General features: G+C 67.4%; 25 protein-coding genes. 9 read left to right on the top strand and 16 right to left on the bottom strand.

Translation table 11 applies throughout. From position 1 onward, the window contains the following. Positions 1 to 32: 32 nt before the first annotated feature. Together K7711_RS25070 and rpsO are read right to left on the bottom strand one after the other, a co-directional pair. Complete coding sequence (locus tag K7711_RS25070; protein ID WP_222971895.1) at positions 33 to 2,303, bottom strand: polyribonucleotide nucleotidyltransferase; 2,271 nt, start codon at positions 2,301 to 2,303, stop codon at positions 33 to 35. Positions 2,304 to 2,721: 418 nt separating this feature from the next. Beyond that, positions 2,722 to 2,991, bottom strand: coding sequence for a 30S ribosomal protein S15 (gene rpsO, locus K7711_RS25065; RefSeq protein ID WP_040825746.1), 270 nt, complete (start codon positions 2,989 to 2,991; stop codon positions 2,722 to 2,724). 232 nt (positions 2,992 to 3,223) lie between these two features. On the opposite strand from rpsO, the gene K7711_RS25060 reads away from it, so the two are divergent. Further along, entirely contained in the window at positions 3,224 to 4,042 is an 819-nt protein-coding gene (locus tag K7711_RS25060; RefSeq protein ID WP_222971894.1) for an alpha/beta fold hydrolase, read from the top strand. Positions 4,043 to 4,069: 27 nt separating this feature from the next. Here the strand turns inward: K7711_RS25060 and K7711_RS25055 are convergent, their stop codons facing one another. Beyond that, positions 4,070 to 5,038: a bifunctional riboflavin kinase/FAD synthetase gene (locus tag K7711_RS25055; RefSeq protein ID WP_222971893.1), complete on the bottom strand. Its 969-nt coding sequence runs from the start codon at positions 5,036 to 5,038 to the stop codon at positions 4,070 to 4,072. A 280-nt stretch (positions 5,039 to 5,318) separates the two neighbouring features. Between K7711_RS25055 and K7711_RS25050 the strand changes: the two genes are divergently transcribed. Together K7711_RS25050 and K7711_RS25045 are read left to right on the top strand one after the other, a co-directional pair. Further along, positions 5,319 to 5,981, top strand: coding sequence for a metal-dependent transcriptional regulator (locus K7711_RS25050; RefSeq protein ID WP_308014956.1), 663 nt, complete (start codon positions 5,319 to 5,321; stop codon positions 5,979 to 5,981). Positions 5,982 to 6,037: 56 nt separating this feature from the next. Next, positions 6,038 to 6,235: a hypothetical protein gene (locus K7711_RS25045; protein ID WP_222971892.1), complete on the top strand. Its 198-nt coding sequence runs from the start codon at positions 6,038 to 6,040 to the stop codon at positions 6,233 to 6,235. Here the strand turns inward: K7711_RS25045 and K7711_RS25040 are convergent. Continuing rightward, positions 6,229 to 7,764, bottom strand: a complete 1,536-nt coding sequence (locus K7711_RS25040) for a type 1 periplasmic-binding domain-containing protein (RefSeq protein WP_222971891.1) — start codon at positions 7,762 to 7,764, stop codon at positions 6,229 to 6,231. The genes K7711_RS25045 and K7711_RS25040 overlap by 7 nt on opposite strands. After that, complete coding sequence (locus tag K7711_RS25035; RefSeq protein WP_222971890.1) at positions 7,761 to 9,761, bottom strand: hypothetical protein; 2,001 nt, start codon at positions 9,759 to 9,761, stop codon at positions 7,761 to 7,763. Before K7711_RS25035 ends, K7711_RS25040 begins: the two co-directional genes overlap by 4 nt. Positions 9,762 to 10,152: 391 nt before the next feature. On the opposite strand from K7711_RS25035, the gene K7711_RS25030 reads away from it, so the two are divergent. Then, complete coding sequence (locus K7711_RS25030; protein WP_222971889.1) at positions 10,153 to 10,551, top strand: nitroreductase family deazaflavin-dependent oxidoreductase; 399 nt, start codon at positions 10,153 to 10,155, stop codon at positions 10,549 to 10,551. Positions 10,552 to 10,580: 29 nt separating this feature from the next. Here K7711_RS25030 and K7711_RS25025 read toward each other — a convergent pair whose 3' ends face one another. Next, positions 10,581 to 11,639, bottom strand: coding sequence for a tartrate dehydrogenase (locus K7711_RS25025; RefSeq protein ID WP_222971888.1), 1,059 nt, complete (start codon positions 11,637 to 11,639; stop codon positions 10,581 to 10,583). Positions 11,640 to 11,691: 52 nt separating this feature from the next. Continuing rightward, positions 11,692 to 13,101, bottom strand: a complete 1,410-nt coding sequence (locus K7711_RS25020) for an NAD-dependent succinate-semialdehyde dehydrogenase (RefSeq protein WP_235747794.1) — start codon at positions 13,099 to 13,101, stop codon at positions 11,692 to 11,694. A gap of 177 nt (positions 13,102 to 13,278) precedes the next feature. On the opposite strand from K7711_RS25020, the gene K7711_RS25015 reads away from it, so the two are divergent. After that, a complete protein-coding gene (locus K7711_RS25015; protein WP_222971887.1) occupies positions 13,279 to 14,520 on the top strand; it encodes an aspartate aminotransferase family protein in 1,242 nt (413 codons plus the stop codon). Positions 14,521 to 14,528: 8 nt separating this feature from the next. Beyond that, complete coding sequence (locus K7711_RS25010; RefSeq protein WP_222971886.1) at positions 14,529 to 15,026, top strand: DUF3830 family protein; 498 nt, start codon at positions 14,529 to 14,531, stop codon at positions 15,024 to 15,026. Positions 15,027 to 15,092: 66 nt separating this feature from the next. Here the strand turns inward: K7711_RS25010 and K7711_RS25005 are convergent, their stop codons facing one another. Then, on the bottom strand, positions 15,093 to 16,478 hold the full coding sequence (locus K7711_RS25005) for an amidase (RefSeq protein WP_222972182.1): 1,386 nt from the start codon (positions 16,476 to 16,478) through the stop codon (positions 15,093 to 15,095). A 26-nt stretch (positions 16,479 to 16,504) separates the two neighbouring features. Next, on the bottom strand, positions 16,505 to 17,470 hold the full coding sequence (locus K7711_RS25000; protein ID WP_222971885.1) for a D-2-hydroxyacid dehydrogenase: 966 nt from the start codon (positions 17,468 to 17,470) through the stop codon (positions 16,505 to 16,507). An 86-nt stretch (positions 17,471 to 17,556) separates the two neighbouring features. Here K7711_RS25000 and K7711_RS24995 point away from each other — a divergent pair, with 86 nt between their 5' ends. From K7711_RS24995 to K7711_RS24985, 3 genes are read left to right on the top strand one after another with little or no spacing between them, the layout of a single operon-like run. Then, positions 17,557 to 18,297: a maleate cis-trans isomerase family protein gene (locus K7711_RS24995; protein WP_040825770.1), complete on the top strand. Its 741-nt coding sequence runs from the start codon at positions 17,557 to 17,559 to the stop codon at positions 18,295 to 18,297. Positions 18,298 to 18,310: 13 nt separating this feature from the next. Further along, positions 18,311 to 19,084: a maleate cis-trans isomerase family protein gene (locus K7711_RS24990; protein WP_222971884.1), complete on the top strand. Its 774-nt coding sequence runs from the start codon at positions 18,311 to 18,313 to the stop codon at positions 19,082 to 19,084. After that, positions 19,071 to 19,763 (top strand): GntR family transcriptional regulator, encoded by a 693-nt coding sequence (locus tag K7711_RS24985; protein WP_222971883.1) that lies wholly within the window; start codon positions 19,071 to 19,073, stop codon positions 19,761 to 19,763. The genes K7711_RS24990 and K7711_RS24985 overlap by 14 nt, the downstream gene beginning before the upstream one ends. A 168-nt stretch (positions 19,764 to 19,931) precedes the next feature. Here the strand turns inward: K7711_RS24985 and truB are convergent, their stop codons facing one another. The 7 genes from truB to K7711_RS24950 all read right to left on the bottom strand — a co-directional run bounded on the left by truB (position 19,932) and on the right by K7711_RS24950 (position 26,250). After that, entirely contained in the window at positions 19,932 to 20,855 is a 924-nt protein-coding gene (gene truB / locus K7711_RS24980) for a tRNA pseudouridine(55) synthase TruB (protein ID WP_222971882.1), read from the bottom strand. Further along, the gene (npt, locus tag K7711_RS24975; RefSeq protein WP_222972181.1) at positions 20,855 to 21,520 is read right to left on the bottom strand and encodes a 4'-phosphopantetheinyl transferase Npt; all 666 of its coding nucleotides are present in this window, start codon (positions 21,518 to 21,520) and stop codon (positions 20,855 to 20,857) included. The genes truB and npt overlap by 1 nt, the downstream gene beginning before the upstream one ends. A gap of 232 nt (positions 21,521 to 21,752) precedes the next feature. Then, positions 21,753 to 22,712 (bottom strand): metallophosphoesterase family protein, encoded by a 960-nt coding sequence (locus tag K7711_RS24970; protein WP_222971881.1) that lies wholly within the window; start codon positions 22,710 to 22,712, stop codon positions 21,753 to 21,755. A 94-nt stretch (positions 22,713 to 22,806) separates the two neighbouring features. Next, entirely contained in the window at positions 22,807 to 24,153 is a 1,347-nt protein-coding gene (locus tag K7711_RS24965; RefSeq protein ID WP_372460194.1) for an MATE family efflux transporter, read from the bottom strand. Positions 24,154 to 24,356: 203 nt separating this feature from the next. Then, positions 24,357 to 25,367, bottom strand: coding sequence for a DHH family phosphoesterase (locus tag K7711_RS24960; RefSeq protein ID WP_222971879.1), 1,011 nt, complete (start codon positions 25,365 to 25,367; stop codon positions 24,357 to 24,359). 102 nt (positions 25,368 to 25,469) lie between these two features. Further along, a complete protein-coding gene (gene rbfA / locus K7711_RS24955; protein WP_222971878.1) occupies positions 25,470 to 25,913 on the bottom strand; it encodes a 30S ribosome-binding factor RbfA in 444 nt (147 codons plus the stop codon). A 46-nt stretch (positions 25,914 to 25,959) separates the two neighbouring features. Beyond that, on the bottom strand, positions 25,960 to 26,250 hold the full coding sequence (locus tag K7711_RS24950) for a DUF503 domain-containing protein (RefSeq protein ID WP_040825781.1): 291 nt from the start codon (positions 26,248 to 26,250) through the stop codon (positions 25,960 to 25,962). Positions 26,251 to 26,265: the final 15 nt, after the last annotated feature.

The raw sequence follows: 26,265 nt of genomic DNA, 5'->3' as shown, positions 1-26,265 counted from the left end.
CCGCAGCGTTCTTCTTCGTCACACCAGAGTTTTTACTCGGCACCGGCCTCGACCGCAGCACTCTCGTCGGCGGCCGGAGTCTCGGTGGCCTCTTCCTCCTCGACGGGGACGAGGGAGATCTTGCCGCGGTTGTCGATGTCGGCGATCTCCACGCGCAGCTTGTCGCCGACGTTCACCACGTCCTCGACCTTGCCCACGCGCTTGCCGTTGCCCAGCTTGGAGATGTGCACCAGACCGTCGCGGCCCGGCAGCAGCGAGACGAACGCGCCGAAGGCGGTGGTCTTGACGACCGTGCCCAGGAAACGCTCGCCGACCTTCGGCAGCTGCGGGTTGGCGATGGCGTTGATCGCGTCGATCGCGGCCTGCGCCGACGGGCCGTCGGTCGCGCCGACGAACACGGTGCCGTCGTCCTCGATCGAGATGTTGGCGCCGGTGTCCTCGGTGATCTGGTTGATCACCTTGCCCTTGGGTCCGATCACCTCGCCGATCTTGTCGACCGGGATCTTGATCGCGGTGACGCGCGGGGCGTACGGGCTCATCTCGTCCGGGCTGGCGATGGCCTCGGCCATCACGTCCAGGATGGTCAGGCGCGCGTCGCGGGCCTGGTTCAGCGCACCCGCGAGCACCTTGGACGGGATGCCGTCGAGCTTGGTGTCCAGCTGCAGCGCGGTGACGAAGTCCCGGGTGCCGGCGCACTTGAAGTCCATGTCGCCGAAGGCATCCTCGGCGCCGAGGATGTCGGTCAGCGCGACGTAGCGGGTCTCGGTCTTGCCCGACTCGTCGGTGACCTCGTCGGACACCAGACCCATCGCGATGCCCGCGACCGGGGACTTCAGCGGCACACCGGCGTTCAGCAGCGACAGGGTCGAGGCGCAGACCGAACCCATCGAGGTGGAACCGTTGGAGCCCAACGCTTCCGAGACCTGACGGATGGCGTACGGGAACTCCTCCTGCGAGGGCAGCACCGGAATCAGCGCACGCTCGGCGAGTGCGCCGTGGCCGATCTCGCGACGCTTCGGCGAACCGACGCGACCGGTCTCACCGGTGGAGAACGGCGGGAAGTTGTAGTGGTGCATGTAGCGCTTGCTGGTCTCCGGGCCGAGCGAGTCGACCTGCTGGGCCATCTTCACCATGTCCAGCGTGGTGACACCCAGGATCTGGGTCTCGCCGCGCTCGAACAGCGCCGAACCGTGCGCCCGCGGAACCACCGCGACCTCGGCCGACAGCGCGCGGATGTCCGCCAGGCCGCGACCGTCGATGCGGAAGCCGTCGGACAGGATGCGCTGGCGCACAAGCTTCTTGGTGACCGAGCGGAACGCCGCGCCGATCTCCTTCTCGCGGCCCTCGAAATCCTCGGCGAGGCTGGACAGCACCGCGAGCTTGATCTCGTCGGTCTTGTCGTCGCGCTCCTGCTTGCCGGGGATGGACAGCGCCTCGTTCAGCTCACGCTTCGCGGTGCCCTCGACGGCGGTGTAGACGTCCTCGCCGTACGGCGGGAACAGCGGGAACTCCTCGGTGGGCTTGGCGGCCAGCGTCGCCAGATCCTGCTGCGCGCGGCACAGCCGGGCGATGAACGGCTTGGCGGCCTCGAGGCCTTCTGCCACAACGGTTTCCGTGGGCGCTTGGGCGCCGTCGGCGACCAGCGCGATGACCTTGTCGGTGGCCTCGGCCTCGACCATCATGATCGCGACGTCACCGTCGACGACCCGGCCCGCGACGACCATGTCGAACACGGCGCCCTCGAGCTGCTCGACGGTCGGGAACGCCACCCACTGGCCCTCGATCAGCGCGACGCGCACGCCGCCGACCGGACCCGAGAACGGCAGTCCGGAGATCTGGGTCGACGCCGAGGCGGCGTTGATGGCCACCACGTCGTACAGATCCTTGGGATCCAGCGACATGACCGTCACCACGACCTGGATCTCGTTGCGCAGGCCGTCGACGAAGGACGGGCGCAGCGGCCGGTCGATCAGGCGGCAGGTCAGGATCGCGTCGGTGGAGGGACGGCCCTCACGGCGGAAGAACGAACCGGGGATACGGCCCGCGGCGTACATCCGCTCCTCGACGTCCACCGTCAGCGGGAAGAAGTCGAACTGGTCCTTGGGCTGCTTACCGGCCGTGGTGGCCGAGAGCAGCATGGTCTCGTCGTCCAAGTAGGCGACGACCGAACCGGCGGCCTGCTTGGCGAGGCGTCCGGTCTCGAACCGGACGGTGCGGGTGCCGAAGGACCCGTTGTCGATCAGTGCGACCGACTCGAACACACCCGGTTCGACCTCTACGGCCGAGCTCACTGTGTCTGTCATTTTCTCTTCTCAACCTCTCGTCTTCGCCGGATCCAGCGCACGTGAGCGCGATCCGACTGTTCAGCCCTCAGCCATGTCCCCGGCTGAGGGATAAGGCCGTACCCAGGCTTGGGCGCGCCACAACCCTCCTGGTTGCTACGCGTACACCCGACCGGTTCCCCCTTGGAAGCGGCGACGCGGAGGCGGCCATCGATCGAAGCCCCACGGCGGATTCTTCTCCTGCCGAAAGGCCACTACCGAGGACCGACGCCACGAGGACGGATGCGTACGGCATGTGGCACCGCCGTACCGGAACCCCACGAGGTCCGCATGCACGACTAGCCGACGGGGAGATTGTAAGCCTCCCCGTCGGCTGCCTTGTCAAGTGCCTCACTGTGTCGCTGCGGAAACCGGGCGATCTCCGACATCGCGAACAGTCCTAGCGACGCAGGCCCAGACGCTCGATCAGCGAACGGTAACGCTGGATGTCCTTGGCCTGCAGGTACTTCGACAGGCGACGACGACGACCGATCAGGGCCAGCAGGCCGTGCCGGGTGTGGTGGTCGTGCTTGTGCACCTTCAGGTGCTCGGTGAGGTCGGAGATCCGCTTGGACAGCAGCGCGATCTGGGCCTCCGGCGAACCGGTGTCCGTCTCGTGCAGGCCGTATTCCTTGAGGATGGCCGACTTCTGCTCGGTGGTCAGAGCCACGAATCACTCCTGATGTTTCAGTCCGCGCTCGAGGACCGGGAACCGAATCCCGGGCGGGCGCCGCCGCGAACCACAGCAAACCCGACGAGCCAGCCTACCGGATCACCTGCGGCGATCCGAATCGGCGTCCGGAGCGGCCACCGGATCGGTCGCGACGATTACTCCGGAGGTAATCGCGTTCATTCCCTCCGACCGCGAATATCAGTGGCACACCACAGAACAGGAGATGACGATGCCGTACTTCCAGAGCACCGACGACACCACCCTCGCCTACGAGGTGTACGGGTCCGGCGCACCGATCGTGTTCCTGGCCGGGTGGTCGCTGCACGCGGATATGTGGGAGCACCAGGTGCCGCACTTCGTCGAGCGGGGCTACCGCTGCATTCTGCTCGACCGACGCGGACACGGCCGCTCCGATCGGCCCGCCGACGGCTACGACAACGACACCCGCGCCGACGACGTCGCCGCGCTGCTGGCACACCTCGACATCCGCGATGCGGTGCTGATCGGGCACTCCGGTGGTGGCGCCGAAGCGGTGCGCTACCTCGCTCGCCACGGTCAGGACCGGATTCGGCGGCTGGTGCTGGTCGCCGCGGCGGTGCCGAAGCTGAGCTGGAGCCCGGACCATCCCGCCGGTATTCCGCAGGCCGCGATCGACGCCTCCATCGCGGCGCTGTGCGCCGACCGGGCCAAGTGGATGGCCGATCGAGCACAGGGCTATTTCGCGACACACCTGGGCAACGACGTGTCCCCGGCGCTCATCGACCAGGAGGTACGCCGCTGTCTGTCGGCCGCCCCATGGGCCGCGAAGACGATGCAGCGCGCGATCGGCGACTCGGATCTGCGTCCCGATCTGGCCGAGATCACCCTTCCGGTGCTGCTGTTGCACGGCCTGGCCGATCAGTCCATCCCGATCGGGCCGACCAGCCATGTCGCGGTGCAGCTGTTGAAGGACGCCGAACTGAAGGAATACCCCACCGCCGGGCACGGGCTCTACGTCACCCACGCGGCGCAGCTCAATGCCGATATCGCCGAATTCATCTCGGCGTGAACGGCTTTGGAGACCGCCGGTAGCGGACTACCGTCCGGGTTCGGCGAGCAGCTCGCGGGTGCGGTTCACGTCTCGGGCGATCTCGGCGGTCAGCTCGTCGACCGAGGCGAAGGCGCGCATCGGGCGCAGATGCTCCACGAAATCCACCGCGACGTGCTGCCCATACAGATCGGCGTCGGTGTCCAGCACGAACGCCTCCACCGTGCGGGTGCGGCCGGAGAAGGTCGGATTGGTGCCGACCGAGATCGCCGCCATCATCCGCTTGCCCGGCTGGGTCGTGCCGACGACCGCGCCGGGGGTCAGCACGGTGAACCATCCGGCGTACACGCCGTCGGCGGGGATGGCCGCGTGCATGGGCGGGGCCACGTTGGCGGTCGGATAACCCAGATCGCGGCCACGGCCGTCACCGTGCACGATGACGCCCTCGAGCCGGTGCGGGCGGCCCAGCGCGTCGGCCGCGGCGGCCATGTCACCGGCATCCACGCAGGCGCGAATGTAGGTGGAGGAGAAGGTGACCGCGTGTTCGCCGACCAGTTTGACCCCGTCGACCTCGAAGCCGAAACGCCCGCCCAGCTCCTGCATGGTCGCCACGGTGCCCGCGGCCTTCTTGCCGAAGGTGAAGTTGTCCCCGACCACGACCTCGCACACGTGCAGCTTCTCCACCAGCAGATCGTGCACATAGCGCGCCGGGGTGAGCTTCATGAACTCGTGGGTGAAGGGCATCACGCAGAACACGTCGACGCCGAGTTCCTCCACCAGATCCGCGCGGCGGGTCAGCGTGGTCAGCTGCGCCGGATGCGAACCCGGGCGGACCACCTCCATGGGGTGCGGATCGAAGGTCATCAGGACCGAGGGAATACCGCGCACGGCTGCGGATTTCACGGCGCGACCGATCAACTGGGCATGACCGCGGTGCACGCCGTCGAACACCCCGATCGTCAGGACACACCGGCCCCAGTCAGCGGGCATCTCCTCGAGACTTCGCCATCTCTGCACACACCGCAGCCTAGTCACGCCCGCTCGGGACGGGCATTCCGCGGTGTGGATGTTCACAGCCGCGCCGGACGCAGATCCGTCGGGCGTCACGCTCACGCCATCTCCCGCTGGGATCGCCCCTGCGCCCACGCCGCTGCGACTCGGTCGTTCCGACCTGCCCGGCTAAGCTCGATATGTGCCCGGAAAACGAGATATCGCCACCCGACGTGAGCTCGTCGCCCCCGCCGCGTCACCGGTATCCCAGAACTCCCCGCACGCCGAGGCCGGATCCGGGGGAAGTATCGCGCCGGTGCTGTCCTCGGTCGCGCAGGACTACCTCAAGGTGATCTGGACCACGCAGGAGTGGTCGCAGGAGAAGGTGACGACCAAACTGCTGGCCGAGCGCATCGGCGTCTCGGCGTCCACGGTGTCCGAGGCGGTCCGCAAACTCGCCGATCAGGGCCTGGTCGAACATGCCCGCTACGGGGCGATCACGTTGACCGAGGAGGGCCGCCGCGCGGCCATCACGATGGTGCGCCGCCATCGGCTCATCGAGACGTTCCTGGTCAACGAACTCGGCTACGGCTGGGACGAGGTGCACGACGAGGCCGAGGTGCTCGAGCACGCGGTCTCCGAGACGCTGATGGAACGTATCGACACCAAACTCGGTCATCCCGACCGCGATCCGCACGGTGATCCGATCCCGTCGGTGGACGGTGCGGTGCCCACTCCGCCCGCCCGGCAGCTCAGCGATTTCCAGGCCGGTGAAATCGGCCGCGTGGCAAGGATTTCCGATTTCGACCCGGCGATGCTGCGGTACTTCGACTCGGTCGGAATCGCGCTGGACACGCCGATCACGGTGGTGGAGCGCCGGGATTTCGCGGGCACCATCGCGGTGCAGATCGGTGATCAGTCCGTGGATCTGGGCAGCCCTGCCGCCGAGGCCATCTGGCTCACGTCCTGAGGTGGGTGCGGCCCACGCCGGGAAACGAATGCGCGGGCCGACACGACATATCGATCATGACTCGTCGATCCGTCGCCGCCTTCGTGGGCCTGGCCGCTTCCCTGTGCGTGGCAGGCTCGGCCGCCGCCGGTCCGATGATTCCCGCTCCCCCGCCGACGCTGCACTGCCATACGCCCTGGCAGTTCCCGCACGAGCAGAACGGTCGGTGGGAGTGCATCGGCGGGCACGGCCCGGTCGTGCTGCCGCGTCAGTGAAGGCTCACTGTGCAGTTCATACCACCCGCAGGGCAGATCAACCGGACGAATGTGGGCGACTGGCCGGGCAGTAGCTGCAGAATCGGGATCGGCTTGTCCTCCGGATTGCCGTTCTCCGGATCGAAGGAGATATTGCCGCTGGCGCCGCGCACACCGTTCACACCATGCATCCCCTTGAGCATCTGCACGACATCGTCTGCTGTCGCTGCCTGGCTACCTCCTGACACCACCCGGCGGACGGCCGACACCGCCGCGGCCACCGAATCGTGACTGATGATCGCCACTCCGTCATCGAGATTCTCGGCCGGGAACAGATCCTTGAAGCACGGACCACACGGATGCCCGGGGTCCGACCCGGAGTCCTTGAAGTCCGCGACGACCCTCCCGTCGAAGGCCTGCGAAGTCGCATCCCAGGCCGCGGGATGGGCCAGTCCGGTGAAGATCACGTCGACACCCGAATCCAATGCGTTCTTCACCGTGCCGTCGCCGACGGCGCGCAGCGATAGATCATCACCGGTCACGACGGTGAACTTCGTCTGCGGACACGGTCGTCCCGACAAGGATTGGATCAGGACCCTGGCCTCGCGGGCTCGGCCGGCGAAGTAGATGACGTCGGGGTTGTCGACGCAGATCTGTGCACCCATCTGAGACAGCAGATTGTCCGCACCGGCGTCCTGGGACAGATAGGTCTCGGTGCCCCGGGAGACGTGATCGGCATCGAAGAAACGGTCTTCGAATGCTTTGGCGAGCGTGCTCGGGTAGAGGTCGTTGCGATTCTGGTCCTTCACCACCACCGCCGTGTGCTTCCCCTGGAGTTTCACGTATTCCGCTGCGGCCTGGCCCTGTTCGAAGTTCGACGGCGACACGCGCGCGAAGCCCCGGATGGCGCCGATGTCGTCTGCGGTGAGAGTGGAACCGAAGACCGGGATGTTCAACTGCGAGAGCCGTTTCATGGCCTGGACAGCGGTGTGCACGCTCAGTCCGATACCCGTCACCGCGACGATATGCCGGCTTGCCTGCTCGTGCTCGATCTCGTCGACCGCCGGACGCCACTGTTGTAGTCCGCTGCCCGGATTTGCCAGCAGCACACGGAGTTTCGGGGTGTTACCACGCCAGAGCAGGCTGCGATTCGCCTCCATCTGTGCGAGATAGGCACCTTCGAGCTGATGACGAACCCATTCGACGGTGACATCGTCATCGGCGGACAACGTCATCGGCAGCATCACCGCCACGCTGACATACGCCGCATTCGACGCGACCACCGCGCGATTCTCGTCGCGGATCAAGGACTCCACCCTGGCCAGATCCGGATCGAAGACATACGTGCCATCGGTGACCCCGACGCATTCGCTGTGCGGCCCCTGCTGGCGGACACCCGCATCACATCGTTTCGCCGCGTACAGGATCGCGGGCACCAGCACGAAGGCCGCCACCAGCGCCAGCACCACCACCACGACCCCGGCGCCCGCCCAGACCCACCGTCGCCACACCGGCGGCGGTGGCGTAATCGGCTGTGTCACAACGCTCATCGGTATCGCTCCGCCCGTTCGTACAGCAGCATCGCGCCACGGCCGCGCCCCTTGGCCAGCTGCCGGAACTCGCCGTCGATCGATGCGTACAGGGCCTGCTCGGGATCCGCCAGCGGGTCGCTGGTCACCCACAGGGCCACGACCAGCCACGCCAGACTCGCGCCGAGTTCGTCGTCCTGCTCGCCGACCAGTTCGCGCACCTGATCGATCGGGGCGTCGTCGAGTGGCAGGCGATTGGGTGCGGAGGTGATCAGATCCAGCTCCGTGAGCCACTCCCGCGCCAGCAGGACGTCGAATTCGGCGCCGCCGACATCGAACGGCTGCCGCAGATAGGCGATCGTGGCGGCGATATTGCCCAGTGCCAGATCGTGATACAGCGCCGCGGCCACCTGTCCGTCACGCTGATACACCTCCCGGCACAGGGTGTGTGTGCGGGTCCAGTTGCGCGGATCGGACAGCTCGCGGGCTGCCAAAGCGCGCAACAGGATTCGCCGGAGCCAGGGGTGCAGTTCGAAATCGGGATCGTCGCCCGGACGTTCCCGAATCCACAGGTCGTTGCGCAGCGCCTCGAGCACGGCCTCGCCGTTGGGCGCGGCCGAGTCCAGGATCTCCGGGTGGTACAGCAGATCCATATTGCGGGCAGCGCTGGCGGTGATCAGATCCCGCAGATCGGTGGGCTCCACGAAATCCTGCAGTACCTGCTCCTCGCTGTGCATCCCGACGGTATCGGGCAGCGAGTTCGGATCGGTCCAGACCTGCTGCGGCAGTGCACAATCGAAGATTCGGCGCAGGCTGTCCGGTGGTTGGATACTCGAGGCCGCGGCCAGCACGTCCACCACCGCCCCGGGATGTCCGCCGGTCAGCCGACCGACGAAATCGGTCAGCTTGGCCTCGCGATGAACGCCGTAGTATCCGGCCATATCGACCACATCCGGAGCGGGCAGATGGCTGATGTCCAGCAGATACCAAGGATTCCAAGGAGATTCGTCGATACTGCCGTGCCGCCAGTCCTCGTCCACCACACCGGGCGGGCGCGGCGACGGCCAGTCCAGTCCGCCGGTGCGGTGCGTGTCGGGCCGACGGCTCTCGTCATCGATGGATCCACCCGGCCGATGCCAGCTCACACTCCAGTACCGGATCCAGCTGCGACTGGTGGCGAATACCAGCAGTGGATCGGGATCCGCGGCGCGGTCGCGCGCCTGTTGCAGCGCGAACAGGAACCGCTGTCCGCCCGGAGTGTGGACATTGTCCAGCAGCACAGCGCAATCGAGCGTTCGGCGGCTGCGATTGAAGCCGGAGTACGCGCGGCGCAGATCGGCCAGGAACGCCTCGCAGAAGATGGCGTCGGCGTCGGCCTGTTCGTTCGCGTCGCCGTCGGTCGCCCAGTTCGCGATATCGATCAGCGCATCCTCGGGTTTGCCCCGCGTGGTGGAGAGTTTGTCGATGTGCCGCAACATCCGCCAGCGATCGGCCCGGCCCAGACCGCGCAGCAGCCAATCGGTGGCCGGGGCCGCCCAGCCGGGCAGACTCTGACCGCTGGCGACCTCACCGGCGAATTCGACCAGTTCGATGACCGCTTCCCGATTCTGCTCGATCGGCTGATTGCGGGACAGGATGCTGCGCAACTGACTCAGGGCCTGGCGACGGTCACCGGCGTTGATGTGGACCGAACTGCCGACCACGAGCATGCACAGCCACAGTTCGGGAAAGGCGATCCGGCCGAACTGCGGGACGGCCTTGCTCAGCCCGAAGGCCAACCGGCCCAGCGCTTCCCGGGTGCCGATATCGTCGCGTTCGAAGTCCAGATAGACGTGCGGGATTCGTTCGCATCGGCGCTGCACCTCTTGCAGCAGCGCGGTCTTGCCGGTGCCGCGCGGGCCCAGCGCCACCACGATCGGCATCGCCCGGCTGCGTCGATCCGGCCGGGCGAGTAGATTTTCCAGCAACCATCCGGTGACCGAACGGAAGCCCGAATGATGCGCCGTGCCGATGGTCATGTCCCCCCTCGGTCCGCACCGAGCCTGCGTACAGAGTCCTGTGCAGCGCTCTGTTCACCTCACCATAACGAGACGGTTGTGCCGCTAGGGCGGTGTTCTCGCAATCTCAATATTTGCCGCGAGGATGCGGGAATCGACTCACTGCGGGAATCACGCTGCGCCATCAGCGAATTGGCGACAGGACTCGCCGCCGCCGGTGCCCGAAAGCGGCTCAGATGCTTCTCGAGCAACCGGCGGCGGTCGTATCCGAGATAGTGCCCGGCAGGCCCGTAGGCAGCCACCGAACACCATCAGGTATTCGGTGCTGCGGTCGTTGTGGATCTGCCGTATTTTCTCATCGGACTCGAAAATTCGGCGCGGACGCCCGCGCCCACACCGACGAGGTGGTTGTATGTCCACTCCAGACCGCGAAATCAGCTTGTTTCCCGAATGGCTGGATCGCATCCAGACCCGGTACGTGAATCCGGTGGTGCGCCCGCTGGCCCCCTACCTGCCCTGGTTCGCCGTCGTCGAACATCGGGGCCGCAAATCCGGCCGGACGTATTCGACGCCGGTCAACGCCTTCCGCTTCGACGGCAAACTGTGCGTCGCCCTCGGGCACGGCCGCACCGACTGGGTGAGGAACGTACTCGCCGCCGACGAGGCCGAGGTGCGGATCCTCGGTCGCCGGCGGCGAATCGTCAATCCCCGCATCGTCGACCGCGAGGAGGCCGGACCCGGGCTGCCGCTGGCCGCGCGCGTGGCCGGAGCCCGGGTCAAGCTGTTCCTGGCCGATATCGCGACGGACTGAGCGGCCCGTCGGCGACACGCGCGGCGAGGTCAGGGAATCAGGCTCACCGCGCGTTCGGCGATCGCCGTGCCGATCTCGGTGGTGGTGCTGGTTCCGCCGAGATCCGGCGTGCGGATCGCGCCCTCGGCCAATACATCGCAGACCGCGCGGTCGATGGCGGCCGCGGCCGCGCGTTCGCCCAGATGATCGAGCATCATTGCGGCCGCGAGGATCTGGGCGACCGGGTTGGCGATGCCCTGTCCCGCGATGTCGGGTGCGCTGCCATGCACGGCCTCGAACATGGAGGGCGTATCGCGCTGGGGGTTGATATTGCCCGAGGGGGCCAGCCCGAGCCCGCCGGTGACGGCCGCGGCCAGGTCGGACAGGATGTCGCCGAACAGGTTCGACCCGACGATGACGTCCAGGCGATCGGGATGCAGCACGATCTCCGCGGCCAGCGCGTCGACGTGCATCTGCCGGGTCTGCACCGCCGGATATTCGGTCGCGATGCGTTCGAAGACGCTGTCCCAGTACGGCATCGAATGGATCAGGCCGTTGGATTTGGTGGCCGAGCACAACCGCCCGCCGCGCTGGGCGGCCTGCTCGAACGCGTATCGGATGATCCGCTCGCAACCCGCGCGGGTGAACACCGATTCCTGCAGCACGAATTCCTCCGGGCGGCCCGGATTGTGGATGCCGCCGATCTCGGAGTACTCCCCCTCCGAGTTCTCCCGGACGATCAGGATGTCCAGATCCTCGGCGGTGCGGTCGCGCAACGCCGACTCGGTGCCCGGCAACAGCCGCACCGGGCGCAGATTCACGTACTGCCCGAAGGCGCGGCGTAGCGGAATCAGCAGGCCCCACAGCGAGATATGGTCCGGCACTCCCGGAAAGCCCACCGCGCCCAGCAGAATCGCGTTGAATCCGGCGAGCCGGACCGGGCCGTCCGGCGGCATCATCGACCCCGTGCGCAGATAGTTCTCGCACGACCAGTCGAATTCGATCCACTCGATGCCGGGCAGTACCGCGTCCACGACGCGCACGGCCTCCGCGGTCACGTCGACCCCGATGCCGTCGCCGGGGATGGTCGCGATTCGGTAGGTACTCAACGAATCTCCCTCACAGTGTCACTGATGTATTCCTGCGTACTGTTCGCGACGCTCACACCTTCACGCCGATGTACTTGGTCTCGAGGAACTCGTCGATTCCGGTGAATCCGCCCTCACGACCCAGGCCCGACTCCTTCACCCCGCCGAACGGGGCCGCGGGGTTGGAGATCACGCCCTGATTCAGTCCTACCAGACCGGTTTCCAGCGCCTCGCTCACGCGCAGGCCGCGCCGCAGGCTCTCGGTGTAGACGTAGCCGATCAGGCCGTAGGGCGTGTCGTTGGCGCGTTCGACCGCCTCGGCCTCGGTGTCGAAGGCGGTCAGAGCCGCTACGGGACCGAAGATCTCGGTGTGGCACATCGCGGCCTCGTCCGGGACGCCGGTGAGAACCGTTGCGGGATAGAAGTTTCCGGGACGGCCGTCGGCCTCGCCGCCGAGCAGCACGGTGGCGCCGCGCTGTTTCGCATCGGCCACCAGATCGGTCACCTTGGTCACCGCGTCGCTGTCGATCAGGGGGCCGACCACCGCGTCCGGCTCGGTGCCGCGACCCATCGGCAGGGCGGCCATCCGCTCGGTCAGGCGGCGGGCGAAGTCGTCGATGACGTTGCGCTGTACCAGAATTCGATTGGCCGCAGTGCACGTCTGACCGATGTTGCGCATCTTCGCCGCGAGCAGGCCCTCCACGGCCTCGTCCAGATCGGCATCCTCGAACACCACGAACGGCGCGTTGCCGCCGAGTTCCATCGAGGTCCGCATGACCGTGCGGGCGCACTGCTCGAGCAGGATCTTGCCCACGGCGGTGGATCCGGTGAAGGAGAGTTTGCGGGAGCGCTCGTCCATGATCATCGGCGTGATCACCGCGGCCGGATCCGAGGTGGTCACCACGTTCACCACGCCCGCGGGCAGTCCGGCACGGACCAGGACATCGGCCAGGGCCAGCATGGACAGCGGGGTCTGCTCGGCGGGTTTGACCACACAGGTGCAGCCCGCGGCCAGGGCCGGGCCGATCTTGCGGGTGCCCATGGCGAGCGGGAAATTCCACGGCGTGATGAGCAGGCTCGGCCCGACCGGCTGACGGGTGACCAGGAAACGCGAACCGCCGCCGGGCGCGGGCATGTAGCCGCCGTCCAGCCGGACCGCTTCCTCGGCGAACCAGCGGAAGAACTCTGCGGCATAGGAGATTTCGCCGCGCGCCTCGGCGAGGGGTTTACCCATCTCCAGAGTCATGATCAGCGCGAGGCGGTCGGTCTCCTCGAGCAGCAGGCGGTAGGCGCGCATGAGCAGATCGCTGCGCTCACGCGGCGGGGTGCGGGCCCAGTCGGCCTGCGCGTCGGCCGCCGCGGCCAGGGCGTCCAGGCCGTCATCCGGCGAGGCGTCGGCCACCTCGCACAGCACCCGACCGGTCGCCGGATCCTCGACCGGCAGCCGTGCGGCGGTCTGGCGCCAGCCACCGCCGATGAACAGTCCCGTGGGGACGCTCTCGATGGCCAGACGCTCGGTCTCGTTCACATCCTCGCTGGTGTGTGTCACTGCGCGCTCCTCAATCCCCGCAGACCGTTGCTGCGGCCCTGCCCGCCATGATATTCATATTGTCAACAATCCTACAACAGACAATCCGACCGACTTTCCGAGGCGGCTACCATGTCCGAGCTCTCCCCCGTCCTCAAGCAAGCCACTCCCGTCACGGTCGACCACGGCGAAGGGTGTTACCTGTACGGCACCGACGGCCGCCGGTATCTGGACTTCACCGCCGGCATCGGGGTCACCAGTACCGGGCACTGCCACCCGCGGGTCGTCGAGGCCGCCCGCGCACAGGTCGGCAGTCTCATCCACGGCCAGTACACGACCGTCATGCATCGTCCGCTGCTCGAACTCACCGAGAAGCTGGGCACGGTGCTGCCCGCGGGCCTGGACTCGCTGTTCTTCGCCAATTCCGGCAGTGAGGCGATCGAATCCGCACTGCGTCTGGTCCGGCAGGCCACCGGGCGGCCGAACGTCATCGTGTTCCACGGCGGATTCCACGGTCGTACCGTCGCCGCGGCGACCATGACGACCTCGGGCACCCGGTTCTCGGCCGGATTCAGCCCGCTGATGGGCGGGGTGCACGTCGCGCCGTTCCCCACCGCGTACCGCTACGGCTGGTCCGAGGAGCAGGCGACGGAATTCGCACTGCGCGAACTGGATTACCTGTTCCAGACGCTGAGCGCTCCCGCGGAGACCGCGGCGTTCATCGTCGAGCCGGTGCTCGGCGAGGGCGGCTACATCCCGGGGAACACCGCGTTCTTCCAGGGATTGCGCGAGCGCGCCGACCGGCACGGCATCCTGCTGGTGTTCGACGAGATCCAGACCGGATTCGGGCGCACCGGGAAGTTCTTCGGCCACCAGCACTTCGACGTTCGGCCCGATGTGATCACCATCGCCAAGGGTCTGGCCAGCGGCTTCCCGCTCTCGGGTATCGCCGCGTCGGAGGAGTTGATGAGCAAGGCGTGGCCCGGTTCGCAGGGCGGCACCTACGGCGGCAACGCGGTCGCCTGCGCCGCGGCCGTCGCGACGCTCGAGGTCATCGAATCCGAAGGGCTGGTGGACAATGCGGCGGTGCGCGGGCGTCAGCTGATCGAGGGCGTCCGCAAGGCCGCCACCGGGGCGGTGGGCGACGTGCGCGGTCTGGGTCTGCTGGTCGGCTCCGAATTCACCACGCCCGCAGGTGAACCCGACACCGCCACCGCGAGCGCGGCGCAGCGGCTGGCCGCGGAGAAGGGCCTGCTGCTGCTGACCTGCGGCGCGTACAGCAACGTCGTGCGGATGATTCCGCCGCTGGTGGTGTCCGAGAGCCAGGTCGACGACGCACTGGCCCTGTGGTCCGACGTCCTCGACGAGATCTAGGAGATTCCATGGCGCGATATCTCACCATCACCCTCACCAAGGCCGGAGTCTCCTGCCGTGCAAGGCTTCTCGACGACGAAGCCCCGCTCACCTGCGCCGCGGTGTGGGATGCCCTGCCCCAGGAGGGCGACGCGTTCCACGCCAAGTACGCCCGCAACGAGGTCTACACCCTCGTCCCGCGCATCACCGCCGCACCCCACCGCGAAAACCCGACCATCACCCCGATCCCGGGCGACGTCTGCCTGTTCGACTTCGAACCCTGGGAGATCGGCAACCCGGCCTACGGCTACGAACCCGGCTCCGAAGCGCATCACGCCCAGGGCGCAACGGATCTGGCCCTCTTCTACGGCCGCAACAACCTGCTGATCAACGGGGATGTGGGCTGGGTCCCCGGCAACGTCTTCGCCACCATCGAAGAGGGCCTGCCCGCCCTCGCCACCGCCTGCAACAACCTGTGGCTGCGTGGCGTCGAGGGGGAAACCCTGTCCTTCGCCCGCGCGGAGTGACGAGGACATTCACGCGAAAAGCCCGGCCCGCCAACGATATCGGCGGGCCGGGCTTTTCGGCGAAGATCAGGAGGCCAGAACCGTCTCCGCGAAGCGGGCCACGGCCAGCACCAGATCATCGGAGTGACGAGGGCCGACGATCTGCAGGCCCACCGGCAGCCCCGCGGCCGTGGTACCCGCCGGGATGGAGATCGCGGGCTGCTGAGTCATGTTGAACGGGTAGCTGAAGCCGGTCCACTGCGGCCAACTGCGCAGGCCGCTGCCCGGAGGAACGTCGTGCCCCGCCTCGAAGGCCGGGATGGGCATGGTGGGGGTGATCAGCACGTCGTGAGCGGTGTGGAAGGCGCCCATCACGATGCCGATCTCGGCGGCGACGGCGCGAGCGTCCAGATAGTCGACCGCGGAGTAGGTGTTGCCCTGGTCCCACACCTCGCCCAGGCCGGGATCGACGCGTTCGCGCGTGCCCTCGGGGAATTTCGAGAGCATCGTCGCCGCGCCCGCGGCCCAGAGCAGCTCGAAAGCCTCCAGCGGATCGGCGAATCCGGGGTCCGCGGCCACCACGCGCAGGCCCGCCTCGTCCAGGCGACGCACCGCCGCCTCCACGACCGACGCAACCTCCGGATCGACGTCGACGTATCCCAGCGTGCCCGAATACGCGACCGTGCAGCCGCGCACATCGCGGGACAGATGGCTGCGGAACGTCGTCACGGTGGGCGCGAGGGCCGTGGGATCGCGCGGATCGGTCAGCGACAGGATGTCCATCAGCAACGCCGCGTCCTCGACGGTCCGGGTCATCGGGCCCGCGTGCGCGAGCGGGCCGAACGGGCTCGCCGGATACAGCGGGATGCGCCCGTGCGTCGGCTTGAATCCGACGATGCCGCAGAACGAGGCCGGAATCCGCACGCTGCCACCGCCGTCGGTGCCGACCGAGATCGGGCCCATGCCGGCGGCGACCGCCGCGGCGCTACCGCCCGACGAACCGCCCGCGGTCTTGGACGGATCCACCGGATTGCGGGTGATACCGGTCAGTGGACTGTCGGTGACCCCTTTCCACGCCAGCTCCGGGGTCGTGGTCTTGCCCACGAACACCAGGCCGTCCTCGCGCAGCCGCGCGGCCACCGGACTGTCCACAGGCCACGGCACATCGGCCTGGATCGAGGTGGAACCGCGGCGGGTCGGCCAGCCCTCGGTCAGGAAGATGTCCTTGATCGAGATCGGCACCCCGTCCAGCAGACCTTGTACATGCCCGGAATGCCAGCGTGCCTCGGACTCCTTGGCCTGCACCATGGAGCGGTCCGGATCGACCAGACAGTACGCGTTGACCGAATCGTTGCGAGCGGCGATCGCATCCAGGACCGCGCGGGTCGCTTCCACCGGTGACAACGCACCCGCCGAATATGCCGTGACGAGCTCGACCGCCGTCATGGCGGCGGGCTCGGTAGGAATATCGATATCGGGGTGGGTCATGCTGACTCCCTTCAGGCGGGCACGTAACCCAGCCTCTTGTCGACCACGTTGTCCAGCGGCCGGCCATCGATCCACTTCCGGAAGTTGGCGGCGAACGCCGCGACGATCTCGCGACGCCATCCGACGAAATCACCGGAATTGTGGGGCGTGAGGTGAACATTCGGCAGATCCCACAGCGCATGGCCGGGTGGCAGCGGCTCGGGATCGACGACATCGAGCGCCGCACCGGCCAGCGCACCGGCCCGCAGTGCCGCGACGAGATCGTCTGTCACTACAGATTCCCCACGACCGACGTTGATGAAACGGGCATGTGATTTGAAAGCCGTAAAAGCTCGAGCGTCGAACATGTTCCGGGTCTGCGTGGTCAGCGGTGTGACCGCGACCACATAATCCGCCGCGGGAAGTTCGGCATACAGATCGGTGCCGACCGTGCCGAAATCGGGGTCGTCGGTGCTCGAGCGACGCCCCAGCCCACGTACCCGCATACCCACCGCACGCAGCAGCCGCGCGATCGACCGGCCGATCGATCCGGTACCGACGATCAGCACCGACGCACCGGCGATCCGTTCGGATTCGCGATGACGCCAGCGGTGATCGCGCTGCAGGCGCTGCGACTCGGGCAGGTCCTTGGCGAAGGAGAGTATCTGCGCGAGAACGTATTCGGCGATGGGGGTGTCGAAAACGCCGCGAGTGTTGGTGACGGTGACATCACTGGCGATGAGCTCGTCGAACAGCACCGAATCGACACCGGTCGCGCCGACATGCAACCATGACAGGCGGTCCGCTGCGGGCCATGCGCCCGGCAACGCCGTGGTCAGGAAGTCGTAGACGAACAGTGCTTCGGCACCGCGCAACGCCTCGGCGAACCCATCCGCAGCCGTGTAGCGAACCTCGGCCCGCCCTTCGACGGGGCGCATCAGCTGCGCATCGGGCCGAGTGCCATCGTGCAGAACGGTGACTATTGGGCCCTCTTTCACATTGACAGACTAAAAACACATCGTATGATTGTCAACAATCCGATCGTGTGCGGAGGACTACCAGGCTGGACGCGAGAGGGGCCCTCGTGGAACTGAATTTGCCCGAATTCGACGGGCCCGTGGCCCAACGGGGCATCGGCATCATCGCGCCGTTCGATCTCGCGCTGGAGCGCGAACTATGGCGCTGGGCGCCGCTCGAGGTGAGCCTGCACCTCGCGCGCACCCCGTACGAACCTGTGCCGGTTTCGGTCGAGATGGCCGAATTGGTTTCCGACGCAGTACATCTCACCGCAGCCACCCGCAACGTGCTGCATGTGGATCCGGAGGTCATCGCTTATCTGTGCACCTCGGGCAGTTTCATCAAGGGGCTGGAGTACGAGCGGTCGCTCGTCGATGCCATCTGCCGCGCCGGAGCCGCCGACGCGGTGACCACGTCCGGGGCACTGGTCGAGGCCATCACCAAACTCGAGATCGGCCGATTGTCGGTGATCACCCCCTACGACGAGGTGCTCACCCACAAACTGCACGACTTCCTCGACGAAGCCGGCTGCGAGGTCATCCGCTCGGACCATCTCGGCCTGGGCGGCGGCATCTGGAAGGTCAGCTACCGCACCATCGCCGAACGCATCATCAACGCCGACGACCCGCAGGCGCAGGCGATCTTCGTCAGCTGTACCAATCTGCCCACCTACGACCTGATCGAACCGCTCGAACAGGCGCTGGGCAAACCCGTGCTCACCGCGAACCAGCTCACCATGTGGGCGTGCCTGGGCCGGATGAAACTGCCGATGATGGGGCCAGGCAAATGGCTCCGGAACGTTTTCTGACCGAAGGAGACCCATGACACCAGCGATCGGCTTCATCTATCCGGACCACGCCGCCGAGGACGACTATCCGCGCGCCGCGGCGATACTGGGCGTCGACCTGCACGTCGCGCACATCTACGGCACCGACCTGCACGCGGTGCCCGAACTGCTCGACCTGGGCAGTCCGGCCCGGCTGCGCGAAGGGGCGGCACTGCTGGCCGGGTACGCGCCGAGCGCGGTGGTGTGGGCGTGCACCTCGGGCAGTTTCGTCTACGGACCGGACGGCGCGCGCGAGCAGGTCCGCGGGCTCGCCGAGGCCGCCGCAGTGCCCGCGTCCAGCACCAGCTTCGCGTTCGTCAACGCGGCGCGGGCGATCGGGGTGACGCGGGTCGCGGTGTGCGCGAGCTATCCCGACGACGTAGCTCAGCTGTTCGTAGATTTCCTTGCCGCCGAAGGGATTCGGGTCCTGTCGATGTCCAGTGCGGGTATCGACACCGCCGCGGAGGTCGGCACGCTGTCCCCCGAACAGGTCCTCGAGCTGGCCGTGGCCAACGATCATCCCGAGGCGCAGGCGCTGCTGATTCCCGATACCGCCATGCACACCCTGGAGGTGTTGCCGAAGCTGGAGGCAGCTCTGGGCAAACCGGTGCTCACGGCCAATCAGGTGACCATCTGGGAAGGACTGCGCCTGGCCGGATATGCTCCCGACACCGCAGCGCCGCCCGGTGCCGCCACACCGGACTCCGTCATCGAACCGTCGGGGCTGGGAAAGCTATTGTCCGAAAGGCTGATTCATGTCGGTCATTGAATTCGAGCCGGTGAATCGGCAGTCCACCGCCGAGATGATCGCCGACCGGCTGCGCGACGCCATCATGCACGGTAGCCTCGGCCCCGGCGCACAGCTGGTCGAGGCCGATCTCGCCGCACAGTTCGACGTCTCCCGCGGTCCGGTCCGAGAAGCCATGCAGCGCTTGGTATCCGAGGGTCTGCTGCACAGCGTCCGGCACCGGGGCATCTTCGTCATCGAGCTGACCCCCGAGGACGTGATCGACGTCTACCGAGCGCGCACCGCCATCGAAGGCGGTGCGCTGGAACTGATCCTGGACGGACGTCGCACCATCGCCTACGAGGCCCTCGGCCCCAGCGTCGCCGACATGCTGACCTGCGCCGAAAGCGGTGACCCCGTCGGGGTCTCCGCCGCGGACCAGGCATTCCACGAGGCGCTGGTGGACAGCGCCGCCAGCACCCGCCTCACCCGCGCCGCGCGCACCCTGCTGATCGAGACCCGCATGTGCCTGGGCGCCCTGCAAACGGCCTACCCGGACGTCCGCGATCAGTCCCGCGAACACGTCGAGCTGCGCGAGGCGATCGGCGAGGGCTCCCCCGCCCGCGCCCGCACTCTGCTGATCGAACACATGCACGACGCGGTCGAACGCCTCCGTCCCCTGCAGCAGCCCGAGCCGGAGGTCCAGCCGGACGTGAGCTGAAAGTTGTAGCGGCACAACGCGCGGGCTCCGTTCGATCCCCTTGCGGGCGAAGTCCGGCATGGGCCGCCGACCGATCCGCACTCCCGTCGAGCGTGGATCGCAACAGCTGCGTTCCGTGCCGATCAGGAGGCCGCGGCAGATCCGGCCGGGCTGGAATATCCTTGTGGCTCAGTCGATCAGGCCACGCGGCCGGACCACCAGAACCGGTGACGAGCGCTTGCCCTTCTCTTCCAGCAGCGCGATCGCCCGGCCGTCCTCGGTGAGGGCGGCGTGGACGCCGGGTTGGCCGATCGGGTCGAGCCAGCGGCCGTCGCGGAGGGATTCGGCCTGTTCGGGGGTGATGGTGCGGTGCGGGAAGGCAAGGCGCGCAGCGGAATCGATGTCGAGGTTGAGAGTCGGATCCTCGGCCAGGGATTCCAGGGTGCGGGCGTGGTCCAGGGTGAAGGGACCTACTCGGGTCCGGCGCAGGGCGGTGAGATGACCTCCGACGCCGAGACTTTCGCCCAGATCGCGGGCCAGGGCACGAATGTAGGTGCCCGAAGAGCATTCGACCTCGACGTCCAGGTCCACGAATGTGGTTGTGCCGGTGTCGATATCGCGTCGAGCAAGGAGGTCGAAGCGGGAGACCGTGACCGGGCGCGCGGCGAGTTGCACCTCTTCTCCGGCGCGGGCGCGGGCGTAGGCGCGTTCACCGTCGACCTTGATCGCGCTGACCGTGGCGGGGATCTGTTCGATATCGCCGGTCAATCGTGCTGTGCCGGAAGCGATATCGGCGTCGGCGAGATGAGCGGCCGGTGTGGTGGCGAGGGTCTCGCCCTCGGCATCGTCGGTCACCGTGGACTGTCCGAGCCGGATCGTCGCGGAATACGCCTTGGTGGTCAGACTGAGCAGACCGAGCATCTTCGTGGCGCGCTCGACACCCAGCACCAGCACGCCGGTCGCCATCGGGTCCAACGTTCCGGCGTGGCCGATCTTGCGGGTGCGCAGGATCTTTCGGCAGCGGGAGACCACGTCGTGGCTGGTCATACCGCCCGCCTTGTCCACGACCAGGAGGCCGCCGAGCGCATCCACCAGTGCGGGTTCGCGCCCCATCAGCCGACCGCGATGCCGGTCAGGATCAGCCCCTCGGCGATCAGCCAGCGTCCGTCGAAGGACAGCAGCGGTGCGCCGCCGTCGGTGGTCTGCCCGGGGACCAGCAGTTCGGTGTGGAAACCACCGGAGGAGCCGTCGTCATCGATGGTGAAGGTGATGTGCGCGTCCTCGAATCCCAACCAGCGCAACGTCAAGGGGAACCACGCCTTGTAGGTGGCCTCCTTCGCGCAGAACAGCAGCCGGTCCAGATGCAGGCCCGTCGCCGGGAGCGCACCCGCGAGCCAGGTGCGTTCCGCGGGCAGGCTGACCGAGTCCAGCACGCCCTCGGGCAGCGGACCGTGCGGTTCGGCATCGATCCCGATCGACCGCCAGCGCAACCGATGTGCCAGCGCCGCGGCCCGATATCCGTCGCAATGGGTCAGGCTGCCGACGACACCGCGCGGGAACAGCGGCATCCCCCGCTCGCCCTTGCCGATCGCCACCTCCGGCTCACCCAGTTGCGCCAGCGCCTGCCGGGCACAGTACCGAGCGCCGATGAAATCCCGACGCCGCTTCTCCACCGATTTGGCGATCAGATGTTCCTCGCCCGGATGCACCCGCAAACCCTCGGGATACTGCAACAGTTCCGCCGTGGCCACACCGCTGGGCAGGATTCTGCCGAGTATGCGTGCGGACCCGCCGCGTTCGGTACGTTCACCGGCCCCACCGTGATCGGACACGCTGCCTGCCTCACGCATCTCGCTCGCCGACTCCTCGATGACCGCCTCCTGAATCGCTGTTCACCTGCTCCACGAGCCTAGCCGAGAGCCCGGATCCGCTGTCCGGGCATACATCCTCCGAAAGGAGGCCGATCCGTCACGATGACTCGGGACAGTGGAACCGCCTGGGCTGTGCCGATCAGGCGAGGCCGCGACGACGTTCGGCCATCTGACGCATCTTCTCGGCGGCCTCGGCCATCTCCGGGGTGACCTTGAAGTGGCCGCCCCATTGGTTCAGATCATCCGGGCCGTAATGCGGGGCAGGCAGGATCTGGCGCAGCAGCTTGTCGGGCAGACCGCGACGCTTCCATTCGCGCGGATATCCGAGCGAGACCTCCTCGAAGCGCACGCCGTCGTAATACGTGGTGCGCGGAATGTGCAAGTGGCCGTAGACCGAGCAGACCACGTTGTAGCGGGTGTGCCAATCGGCCGTCAGTTCGGTGCCGCACCACAACGCGAATTCCGGATAGAACAGCATCCGGGTGGGTTCGCGGTTCAGCGGGAAGTGGTTGATCAGCACGACCGGGGTGCCGGATTCGAGATCGTCCAGACGACGGCGGGTGTACTTCACCCGGGCCTCACACCAGGCGTCGCGGGTGATGTACGGATCCGGAGAGAGCAGGAACTCGTCGGTGGCCACGACGTTGCGGTCCCGGGCGATGCGCAGCGCGTCGGTCGCGGTGTACGCGCCCTCGGGCATCCAGGAGTAGTCGTAGAGCAGGAACATCGGCGCGAGCGTCACCGGACCGCCGAACTCCTGCGAACCCTCGCCCTCCCACACCGGGAACGGATCCTCCGGCGTGAGCACGTCGAGGTCACGGCACAGCGACACCAGATAGTCGTAGCGCGCCGCGCCACGCATCTGCACCGGGTCCTTTGCCGTGGTCCACAGTTCGTGATTGCCGGGCACCCAGATCACCTTGGCGAACCGCTCCCGCAGAACGCTCAGCGCCCAGCGAATATCGTCACTGCGCTCCCCGACGTCCCCGGCGACGATCAGCCAGTCCTCTGGTGAGTCGGCGCGAATCGCCTCGACCACTGGCTTGTTGCCCTGATGCCCGACATGGATATCGCTCACCGCCATCAGCTTCGGAACCACCCGGCACACACCTCTCTGCTCGCCCGCGTCCCCTGCGTAACCGCGGCTGTCCCCCTCCACATTCCCATGCCCCCGGGCCCGCGGGCCAACCGTGCTACGACGGCAGCTCCGCACCGACCCGCGCCCAGCGGCCCGACACCGCCCGAATACCGACCGCTACCAGGCGCGCGACGATGAAACCGCTCAACCCCGCCCAGATTCCGGCGATCCCCCAGTGGAACACCAGTGACAGCCAGATCATCGGCAGGAAACCGAGCAGACCGGCCAGCATCGTGGTGTTGCGCAGATAGGCCGCATCGCCCGCGCCGAGCAGCACACCGTCCAAGGCGAAGACCACCCCGGCCACCGGGATCAGCGGAACGAAGAACCACCAGATCACGTGCACGCGATCGAGGACCTGCGCATCACCGGTGAACAACTCCGGCACCAGGACGCTGCCCGCCGCGAAGATCACCGCGAGCACGACCGCGAACAGCGTCGACCAGGCCGTGATCCGCCGCGCCAGCCGCTGTGCACCGGCCGCGTGGCCCGCACCCAGCGCCGCGCCCACCAGCGTCTGCGCCGCGATCGCCAGCGAGTCCAGCGTCAGGCTCAGGAAGTTCCACAGCTGCAACACCAGCTGATGCGCCGCGACCGAGGCCGCACCGAATCGTGCGGCCACCGCGCCCGCGGAGACGAAACACGCCTGGAAGGCGAAGCTGCGCATGATCAGATCCCGGCCGAGCCGCAACTGATCGCGCATGATCTCCGGCTGTGGAGCCAGTGGAACCCGTTGCCGCACGAGCGAACTCAGGAAGAACCCGCCGGAAACCAGCTGCCCGGCCAGATTCGCCGTCGCCGATCCGGCCAGCCCCATCCGCGGCGCGCCCAACAGACCGTGCACCAGTGTCGGACACAGCAGAGCCGAAATCACCAGTCCCGCGATCACATACACCAGCGGACGACGTATCCGCTGCACTCCGCGCATCCAGCCGTTCCCGGCATTGGCCAGCAGGATCATCGGCACGCCGCAGCAGGCGATGCGCACCCAGCGCACCGCCTCGTCCGCGATATCGGCCCGCCCGGCGACCGCGTGGGTGATCGGCCCCGCGAAGATCTGCAGCACCACGATGATCGCCACACCGATCCCGATCGCCAGCCAACTGGCCTGCACTCCCTCGCCCACGGCCCCGGAAGTATCTCCCGCCCCGTGCCGCCGGGCCGCCCGCGCGGTGGTGCCGTAGCTCAGGAACGTCAGCTGCGTGCTGACCAGTCCGAGAATCAGCCCGCCGACCGCGAGCCCCGCCAGCGCCAGCGCACCCAGCCGCCCGACCACCGCCATATCGAACAGCAGATAGATCGGCTCGGCGACCAGCACGCCCAACGTCGGAATCGCGATCCGCAGAATCCGCCCCGGACCGGCCGCCGGGAGTTCGGCCTGTGCGGCGTCCTGCCCCGTCACCTGCTCACGCACCGCGTCACCGGACACCGAGCCCACCCCTCACACAATCGACGCACCCATCCGGACCACCGGACAGCGCCCCTCCGATCGAGTTCACCACAGCCCTTCCCGAACGCCCGACAAAGCCGACACCACGATCGCACAGGGGTCCGACAAGTCCGCTACCGGGCACTATCCCGGTCGACGCAATGGAATCCGGTTGGCTAACCGGCAGCGTCGAGCGCTGTCAGGAGGGCTGCCACGAGATGTTCGGGAGTTCCGGTGGTCGTGTAACCGGCCGCGTAGCGGTGGCCGCCGCCGCCCAGGACCGTCGCGACGCGCGCCACGTCGACGCCGTCGTCCGCGCCGATGCCCGAGGCACGCGAGCGCAGCGAGACCGTCCAGAGTTCGGCGGTGGTGCGAGATTCCTTGAACACCACCGCGATCGCGGCCTCGGCCGTGGTGCGGATGACGTCGATGACGCTCTCGACCTCCTCCGAACGCACCCCGTCCATATCCTCGCGGCGCACGAAGACGTAGACCAGGCCGGCGCCGTCTGCGGCGGACGGTTCGATCCGCGCGGTGCCCAGAACCCGGGAGAGCATGCCGAGCCAGCCGAACGGATGGGTGTCCATCAACGTCCGGGTGATGCCCGCACCGTCGATACCGGTTGCCAGCAATCTCTCGGCAAGTTTGTGCGTGCCGGGGCCCGCCCACTTGAACGATCCGGTGTCGGTGACCAGACCCGCGAACAGGCAGAACGCGATGTCGCGATCGATCGGCTCACCCCAGGCGTCGAGGATTCGGGCCAACAGCGCGGTGGTCGACTCCGCGGTCGGATCCACCACGTTCACCGAGCCGAAACAGGTGTTGGAACGATGATGGTCGAGCACCAGAGTCGTTGCCGCACCGGCGATCCGGCCGGCCAGCGCGCCGAGTCGACCGACACTGCCGCAATCCACGGCGACCAGTACGTCCACCTCGGCCGGCACCTGCTCCGGCGGCACCAGATGTTCGGTGCCCGGCAGCGAACGCATCGAGACCGGTAATTCGGCCGGCGCGGCGAAGGAGACCCGCACCGGCGTCCCGCGCCGGTGCAACACCTGCGCGAGTGCCAGCCCACTGCCGATGGTGTCGGCGTCGGGCTGAACGTGACACAGCACGGTCACCGACCGCGCCGTGTCCAGAACCTGCACGGCCGCAGCTAGATCGGCCGCCGGCGTTACTGCTGTCATGGTCTCGACCACGTTTCCTCTGGCGGTGGGGCGGCCCCGGTGCGATCACACCGAGCACCGCTATAAGACCAGCTTCCCACCGCGGCGACCACGAAACCGCAGTCAGTCTTCTTCGTCCGATTCGGTCTTGTAGGGATCGGCGTCACCGGCATGGGTCGCGTTCGCGGCGACCTGAGCCACCCGCTCGTCGACCGCACGGGCCCGAGCCAGCAGCTCCTCCATCTCGCGTGCCGCGTCCGGCACAGTATCCAGCACGAATGCCAGCGAGGGGGTGAACTTGATCCCCGTCGCCGCACCGACCTTGGAGCGCAGTACGCCCTTCGCCTTGTCCAGACCCGCGGCCGCGGCCGCGTAGTCGGGCTCGGACTGCAGGTTCTGGCCCAGCACGGTGTAGTAGACGGTCGCTTCGCGCAGATCACCGGTCACCTTGGCGTCGGTGATCGTCACGAAACTCAGTCTCGGATCTTTGATCTCGTATTCGATCGCCGTACCCACGATCGAGACGATCCGCTTCGCGAGTCGGCGTGCCCTGGCTTGATCCACCATGGCGTCCTCCTGAAGTATCCACTAGCGGCGGACACGATGCCGCCGGTCAGTCCTCTGGCCCGAAGATCCTGCGGCGTACTGCCAGCAACTCTAACTCCGGACGCGCCGCCACGTGGCGTTCGCACTTGTCCAGCACCTGGGTGAGATGACCCATCTCGGAGCTGACCAGGGCGACGCCCAGCAGAGTACGGCGATGTTTGTCGTGCTCTCCGCCCTCGGCCGCGCTGACGCCGAAGCGCTGCAGCTCGGCCACGACCGGGCGGATGACGGAACGCTTCTGCTTCAGCGAATGAACGTCGCCGAGCAGGATGTCGAACTCGAGCGCTCCGATGAACAAGGGCTCACCTCTTTG

The sequence above is a fragment of the Nocardia coffeae genome, assembly GCF_019890715.1.
Taxonomy (GTDB): Bacteria; Actinomycetota; Actinomycetes; order Mycobacteriales; family Mycobacteriaceae; genus Nocardia; species Nocardia jiangxiensis.
The sequence above is the reverse complement of the archived record's forward strand: the minus strand, read 5'-3'. Positions and strand labels throughout refer to the sequence as shown.

What these genes read in the sequence shown, in the direction of transcription:
- K7711_RS25070 (WP_222971895.1), bottom strand. Translation starts at nt 2,303, where the DNA reads ATGACAGACACAGTGAGCTCGGCCGTAGAGGTCGAACCGGGTGTGTTC.
- K7711_RS25060 (WP_222971894.1), top strand. Translation starts at nt 3,224, where the DNA reads ATGCCGTACTTCCAGAGCACCGACGACACCACCCTCGCCTACGAGGTG.
- K7711_RS25045 (WP_222971892.1), top strand. Translation starts at nt 6,038, where the DNA reads ATGACTCGTCGATCCGTCGCCGCCTTCGTGGGCCTGGCCGCTTCCCTG.
- K7711_RS25040 (WP_222971891.1), bottom strand. Translation starts at nt 7,764, where the DNA reads ATGAGCGTTGTGACACAGCCGATTACGCCACCGCCGCCGGTGTGGCGA.
- K7711_RS25035 (WP_222971890.1), bottom strand. Translation starts at nt 9,761, where the DNA reads ATGACCATCGGCACGGCGCATCATTCGGGCTTCCGTTCGGTCACCGGA.
- K7711_RS25030 (WP_222971889.1), top strand. Translation starts at nt 10,153, where the DNA reads ATGTCCACTCCAGACCGCGAAATCAGCTTGTTTCCCGAATGGCTGGAT.
- K7711_RS25015 (WP_222971887.1), top strand. Translation starts at nt 13,279, where the DNA reads ATGTCCGAGCTCTCCCCCGTCCTCAAGCAAGCCACTCCCGTCACGGTC.
- K7711_RS25010 (WP_222971886.1), top strand. Translation starts at nt 14,529, where the DNA reads ATGGCGCGATATCTCACCATCACCCTCACCAAGGCCGGAGTCTCCTGC.
- K7711_RS24990 (WP_222971884.1), top strand. Translation starts at nt 18,311, where the DNA reads ATGACACCAGCGATCGGCTTCATCTATCCGGACCACGCCGCCGAGGAC.
- K7711_RS24985 (WP_222971883.1), top strand. Translation starts at nt 19,071, where the DNA reads ATGTCGGTCATTGAATTCGAGCCGGTGAATCGGCAGTCCACCGCCGAG.
- truB (WP_222971882.1), bottom strand. Translation starts at nt 20,855, where the DNA reads ATGGGGCGCGAACCCGCACTGGTGGATGCGCTCGGCGGCCTCCTGGTC.
- K7711_RS24960 (WP_222971879.1), bottom strand. Translation starts at nt 25,367, where the DNA reads ATGACAGCAGTAACGCCGGCGGCCGATCTAGCTGCGGCCGTGCAGGTT.
- rbfA (WP_222971878.1), bottom strand. Translation starts at nt 25,913, where the DNA reads ATGGTGGATCAAGCCAGGGCACGCCGACTCGCGAAGCGGATCGTCTCG.